This is a genomic window from Streptomyces sp. CBMA156, from assembly GCF_014596515.1.
In the GTDB taxonomy this organism is placed as follows: domain Bacteria; phylum Actinomycetota; class Actinomycetes; order Streptomycetales; family Streptomycetaceae; genus Kitasatospora.
Window position 1 is genome coordinate 1 of record NZ_MSJQ01000015.1, and the last position, 5,366, is coordinate 5,366.

The window sequence follows — 5,366 nt, forward strand, 5'->3', positions numbered from 1 at the left end:
TCGTCACGCCCCCGCCCGTCGCGCCTCCGGCCCAGCCCACCAGCCACCCGCAGCCGCCCGCCACCAAGGCGCCGCAGCCGAAGGTGACCACCGCCCAGCCGCCGACCGACCCGGAGCCCCCCGCGGCGGCCGGCGCCGGGTGCGAGATCCGCTCGAACGCGGGCAACTGCTACGAGGCGGGGCAGTTCTGCCGCAACGCGGACCTGGGCAAGAGCACCCACGAGGCCGGTGGCCGGGTGATCTACTGCCGGATGGTCAGCGGCAAGCCGCACTGGCAGGCCTGAGTCGTCGGGCCCGGGGCCTTGGGGCCTGAACGCCGGGGTTGCCGGTTTCAGGCGTCGATGACGCCCAGGGTGTCCCAGAACAGGTGCTCGTAGGCCTGGAGCAGCAGCCCGTACTCGCGTGCGGTGGCCAGGACCGACTCGTCCAGCCGGTCCGGTCCCAGCGCGTCGGCCGCCTGCTGCTCCAGCTCGGCCGGGGGCTGGGCGAAGAAGTCGAAGAACGCGCAGGCCTCGTCGGAGAGGCCGTACCGGTGGCGCAGCGCGTGCGCGATGGCGGCACAGTAGCCGCCCCAGGCGGTGAAGTTGGTGACCAGGGCGACGGCCACGGCGTCGGGCTCGCCGTTCAGGGCGAGCCAGGCGAGGAAGTGCGGGTAGGCCTGGCACCCGGGCAGCGGCGGGCGGGATTCCAGCGCGCCCGGGTCGAGGCCGACGGCGGCGCCGAGCGCGGGCAGGGTGTGCAGCGCGGCGCTCTCGCCGTCGGCCAGGGCGGCGAACCAGGCGCCGACCGGCCGGTCCGCGCAGCGGGCGGCGAGCAGCAGCAGACTGCGGCGGTCGGAACGGATGATCCGTTGCTGCTGGGCGGCCAGCTCGGCCGTCGCGGAGCGTGGCGCGGTGCCGCCGGCGAGTGCGGTGACCAGCGCCGGCGCGGTGTCGCCGGGCGCCAGCTCGGCGCGCAGGCCCTGGATCTGGTCGAGGATCGGATGGTTCACCGGTGCCTCCGGGGTGCGGTTCGGTCCGGTGCCATTCCTACCGTCCGGCGGGGCCGGGGCGGTGGCGACAGGCCGCGGCCCGGGGCGGCGGTTGTGCTCCCGGCCGGGTCGGTGCCAGGCCGGGAGCCGGTGGAGTCGGGGCGAGCGGAGTAGCGGGCGCGGTGCCGGGCCGTCAGGATCCGGCGCAGGCCTTGCCGACGTCGGCGGCGGCGTCGGTGATCGGCTTGAGGTTGGTGTCCTTGCCCTTGGAGACGCTGTCGATGGCGTTGTCGACGGCCTTGGAGAGCCTGTCGGTGGCCTCGGAGGTCTGGTCCCCGCCGGTGTGGCGGATCTTCTTGGCGTCCTCGACGACCTTGTGCAGGGCCGCGATGGTCTGTTTGCGGCGGCTCTCGTCGGTCAGCTGGCCGACGTTGACCGCCGAGTCGGCGAGGTCCTGGACATCGCCGGTGAGCGTGATCGCCCACTTTCCGCAGTCGATGGCCTGGTCGGCGTTCTTGCACGCGGTGAACAACGGGGCCGCGAGGAGCGCCGCGAGTGCGGTGGCGGCCAGTCGGTATGGCTTTCTTGTCATGTCTCTATCCCTCCCGCCGTATCAACGCCGGTTCACCGTGCCGAGGTTCCGGAAGTCCGTATGAACGATTGGGAAAGTCTTTGCGCGGCAGGGAATATGACGTTCCGTCAAGTGCGAGCGAGTGGGTTTTCGCTCCGCGGGTGCCGGCCGCGGGGCGAACACCTGTGCACGGGTTACCGGTCGGCGTGCTCGGACAGGTCGCGCACCAGGCGGGCGATGGTCGGGGCGGCCACCCCGTGGGCGTCGGCCGCCCGCAGCACGGCGCCGCCGATGGCGTCCAGCTCGGTCGGGCGTCCGGCCTCCACGTCGCGCTGCATCGAGGACTTCATCGTCCCGGGGATGCGGTCGAAGTCGGCGAGCAGGGCCTGGGCGTCCGCCGGGGCGCCGACCGCCCGGGTGACGGCGGTGATCTCGTCCAGTACGGCGACGAGTTCGGCCCGGTGCTCGGTGCGCACGGCGCCGATCGCGCTCGCGTGGCGGGTGGTGAGCAGGGCGAACGGAGCCAGGAAGGACAGCTTGCTCCACAGCATCGCCGTCTCGTCCGCGCGCAGGGTGACGTCGAGGCCGGCGTGCCGCAGCTGCTCGGCGAACTCCCCGACGGTGGCGGCGTGTTCGGCGGGCGCCCCGAGTTCGATGGTGGCGAACGGGCTGCCGTGTTCGATCCGTCCGGGCGCCGTCCGGGTGGCCTCGACCCGGATGGTGCCGGCCACCACCCGTCCGGCCGGGTAGTGCTCGCGCAGCCGCGCCATGTGGTCCAGGCCGTTGAGCAGTGGTACGACGACTCCGGTGCCGAGCGCGGCCGGCGGCATCCGGTCGAGCGCGGCGGCCAGCGCGGTCTCCTTGACCGTCACGAAGGCCGCGTCGACCGGCTCGCGCAGCTCGGTGGCGGCCTCCACGCGGGCCGTGAACTCGCCGAACCGGGCGCTGCGGACGTGCAGTCCGTCCCGTGCGATGGCGGCGGCGGTGTCCTCGCCGGCCAGGCAGACGACCCGGTGGCCGTCGCGGGCGAGCAGCCCGCCGATCAGTCCGCCGACGCCGCCGGGCCCGAGGACGGCGACGGTGAGGGGGCTGGTGGTCATGGTGACTCCCGGGGGTTTGGGTGAGGGATCGGGAAGGGGCCGGGGTGGCGGGGTCGCGGTCACGAGGCCTCCCGGAAGAAGCGGCCCTCCAGCCCGTCCGGGCTGAGGAAGCCGAAGCCGCCGCCGTAACCGAAGTTGAGGAAGTACGGATCGTCCTCGTCCGGGGTGTCCGAGAGGGCGAACAGGAACCGCCAGGGCGCCGGGACCCGGGCCTGGCCGCTGGGGTAGGACGGCTCTCCGCCCAGCTGGTCGGGCAGGTGGTCGGGCATCCGGCCGCCGTCCGGCAGCGGCAGCACGTCCAGGTGGAACGACCGGTGTCCGCTCGCCGTCGGGCTCGCAGCGCCAGAGCGTACGGCCCCGGGTGCCGGGCGGGCCGATCACGGCGAACGACGGGACGCGTCCGCCCGGTTGGACGAGCAGGACGCCGTCGCCCGCCTCCGGGTCGAGGCTGCCCGTGATCTCGCCGTCCTCCTCCAGGAACAGGTAGGCCAGCCGGCCCGGCTCGCTGCCGAGCTTGGGGACGGGTGTGGTGATCGGCTGCCCGGCCGGGAGCGGGATCATTCGGTGGCCTTGGTGGCCTCGGAATAGAGGGCGGGGTCGGAGAGGGAGACGACGTCGAAGGTGAACGGTCGTTGGTGGCGCGGTCTGCGCCCCGGGATGGCCGGGCGCGGCCGGCCGTCGGGGGCGCGGTGGAGGTGGAGCGTGTCGTGGCGGAGTCCGCCGCCGACGGGGTCGGGCACCGGCAGGCCCTCGGCGCGCAGTGCCTCCACCAGTTCGTGCGCCGGCCAGCCCAGCAGGTCGATCCCGTGATAGCCGACCGGGCAGGCCGGCCGGTCGTCGCTCGGGTTCCGGCCGACCACGACACTGCGGAGGCGGTCGCGGTCGTCCGCGCAGAGGGTGACGCCCACCCCGGGCAGCTCGAAGGCCAGCGCCCAACGGCACCCGCAGACGAAGATGCTCCGCAGCCCGCCGGGCAGCGTTTCCCCGTGCGGGGCGAGCAGGGCGCGCACCTCCGCCTCGGTGAGGCCGAAGCGCAGCTCGGGCAGCGGGGCCGGCAGGCGCACGCCGCGGCCGGGCAGCAGGTCGATGGTCACCGGGCCATGATTCCCCGTGAGGCGCGCGGGACGGGAGCCGGGGTGGGGCAGCCGGGGGTGGAGGAGGAAGGGGGTGCCGGGCCACGGCGGAGCCGGTCGATCAGGGCGACGGCCCCGACGGCCCGCTGCCCTTGGGCCCGCTGCCCGACGGGGTGCCCCCGCCACAGGGCGCGGTCCGGTCCTGGGAGCTCCGCACCGCACGCCGGGAGACCTAGCACCACCTGCGGGGTTCGGTTTTCCGAACCCCGGATTCGGGTGCCAGCACAATCGATCTCGCGGCCCCGGACGCCCACGATGGAGGGCATGAACGGGATGACGACAGCCGCCGGCACGGCGGCGCACGACGGGGTGACGGGGGCGGCGCTGAGCGCGGCGGGGCTGCACCGGGAGTACGGGCGGGGCGCGGCGGCCGTGCGGGCGCTGCGCGGGGTCTCGGTGGCCTTCGCGCCGGGGACGTTCACGGCGGTGATGGGGCCCTCGGGCTCCGGCAAGACCACCCTGCTGCACTGCTTGGCCGGGATGGACCGCCCCACTCGGGGCACCGTGCGGTGGGGCGGCACCGAGGTGTCCGGGCTGCCCGAACGGCGGCTGGCGGAGCTGCGCCGCACCCGGGTGGGGTTCGTGTTCCAGGCCTTCAACCTGATGCCCGCGATGACCGTCGCGCAGAACGTCGAGCTGCCCGGGCGGCTGGCGGGCCGGCCACCGGAGCGGGCCAGGGTGGGGGAGGCACTGGCCCGGGTCGGGCTGGCCGGGCGGGAACGGCACCGGCCCGGGCAGCTGTCGGGCGGTCAGCAGCAGCGGGTGGCGATCGCCAGGGCGCTGGTCTCCCGGCCGGAGGTGCTGTTCGCCGACGAGCCGACGGGCGCGCTGGACCGGGCCACCGGGCTGGAGATCCTCGGCCTGCTGCGCGCGGGCGTCGACACCGACGGGCAGACCTGTGTGATGGTCACCCACGACCCGGTCGCGGCCGGGTACGCGGACCGGGTGCTGCTGCTGGCCGACGGCCTGCTGGTGGACGAGCTGACCAGGCCCACGGCCGCGCAGGTCGGCGAGCGGCTGAGCCGGTTGGGCGGGTGAGTGCGATGAGCAGTCCCGTGCTGACCCTCGCGGTGGGGCAGATCCGCCGCCGTCCGGCCTCCTTCGCGGGGCTGGGGACGGCGCTGTTCCTGGCGGTGGCGGCGGTGACGCTGTTCGGCTCGCTGGTCGCCGCTCAGATCACGGCACCGGCGGCCGTGACACGGGCGGCGGTGTCAGGGCCCGGTCTGGTGCTGATCGCCGGGGCGTTCGGCGAGATCGCCGTCCTGGTCGCGCTGTTCGTGGTGGTCAACGCGCTGGGCTTCACCCTGCGCCAGCAGCACCGCGACCTGGCGCTGCTGCGCACCGTCGCGGCGACGCCGCGTCAGGTGCGGCGGGTGGTGCGCTCACAGGTCGTGACGACCGTCCTGCTGGTGGCCGCCCCCGGCGGCCTGGTGGGACACCTCGCGGCCCGGGCCTTCCTCGCCGCGCTCCAGCGGCGCGGCATGGCCGCCCCCGCGCTGCACATACCCGGGACGCCGGTGCCGGTGCTGGTCGGGTTCGGGGTGGCGCTGGTGGTCGGGCTGGCGGCCACCGCCGTCGCGGCCCGCCGGGTT

At 75.0% G+C, this 5,366-nt stretch carries 8 protein-coding genes; 3 read left to right on the forward strand and 5 right to left on the reverse strand.

Translation table 11 applies throughout. The annotated features are described in order from the left end of the window. A partial coding sequence (locus tag BU198_RS00990; RefSeq protein WP_223243742.1) for a hypothetical protein occupies positions 1–284 on the forward strand: 284 nt, incomplete at its 5' end. A gap of 47 nt (positions 285–331) precedes the next feature. On the opposite strand, the gene BU198_RS00995 is transcribed toward BU198_RS00990, so the two are convergent. The 5 genes from BU198_RS00995 to BU198_RS01015 form a co-directional block, all read right to left on the reverse strand. Beyond that, complete coding sequence (locus tag BU198_RS00995) at positions 332–991, reverse strand: transcriptional regulator (protein WP_317619900.1); 660 nt, start codon at positions 989–991, stop codon at positions 332–334. A 172-nt stretch (positions 992–1,163) separates the two neighbouring features. Continuing rightward, the gene (locus tag BU198_RS01000; protein ID WP_188294878.1) at positions 1,164–1,562 is read right to left on the reverse strand and encodes a hypothetical protein; all 399 of its coding nucleotides are present in this window, start codon (positions 1,560–1,562) and stop codon (positions 1,164–1,166) included. A gap of 173 nt (positions 1,563–1,735) precedes the next feature. Continuing rightward, complete coding sequence (locus tag BU198_RS01005; RefSeq protein WP_188294879.1) at positions 1,736–2,641, reverse strand: ketopantoate reductase family protein; 906 nt, start codon at positions 2,639–2,641, stop codon at positions 1,736–1,738. A 59-nt stretch (positions 2,642–2,700) separates the two neighbouring features. After that, positions 2,701–2,937 (reverse strand): hypothetical protein, encoded by a 237-nt coding sequence (locus tag BU198_RS01010; RefSeq protein WP_188294880.1) that lies wholly within the window; start codon positions 2,935–2,937, stop codon positions 2,701–2,703. Positions 2,938–3,198: 261 nt separating this feature from the next. Continuing rightward, a complete protein-coding gene (locus BU198_RS01015; RefSeq protein WP_188294881.1) occupies positions 3,199–3,735 on the reverse strand; it encodes a hypothetical protein in 537 nt (178 codons plus the stop codon). A gap of 312 nt (positions 3,736–4,047) precedes the next feature. Between BU198_RS01015 and BU198_RS01020 the strand changes: the two genes are divergently transcribed. Both BU198_RS01020 and BU198_RS01025 read left to right on the forward strand, forming a co-directional pair. Beyond that, on the forward strand, positions 4,048–4,812 hold the full coding sequence (locus BU198_RS01020; protein ID WP_411293122.1) for an ABC transporter ATP-binding protein: 765 nt from the start codon (positions 4,048–4,050) through the stop codon (positions 4,810–4,812). A 5-nt stretch (positions 4,813–4,817) separates the two neighbouring features. Continuing rightward, positions 4,818–5,366 (forward strand): FtsX-like permease family protein (locus BU198_RS01025; protein WP_317619901.1); only part of this gene is annotated, 549 nt, incomplete at its 3' end.

Coding starts and splice junctions, on each gene's coding strand:
- BU198_RS01020 (WP_411293122.1), top strand. CDS start 4,048: ATGACGACAGCCGCCGGCACGGCGGCGCACGACGGGGTGACGGGGGCG.
- BU198_RS01000 (WP_188294878.1), bottom strand. CDS start 1,562: ATGACAAGAAAGCCATACCGACTGGCCGCCACCGCACTCGCGGCGCTC.
- BU198_RS01005 (WP_188294879.1), bottom strand. CDS start 2,641: ATGACCACCAGCCCCCTCACCGTCGCCGTCCTCGGGCCCGGCGGCGTC.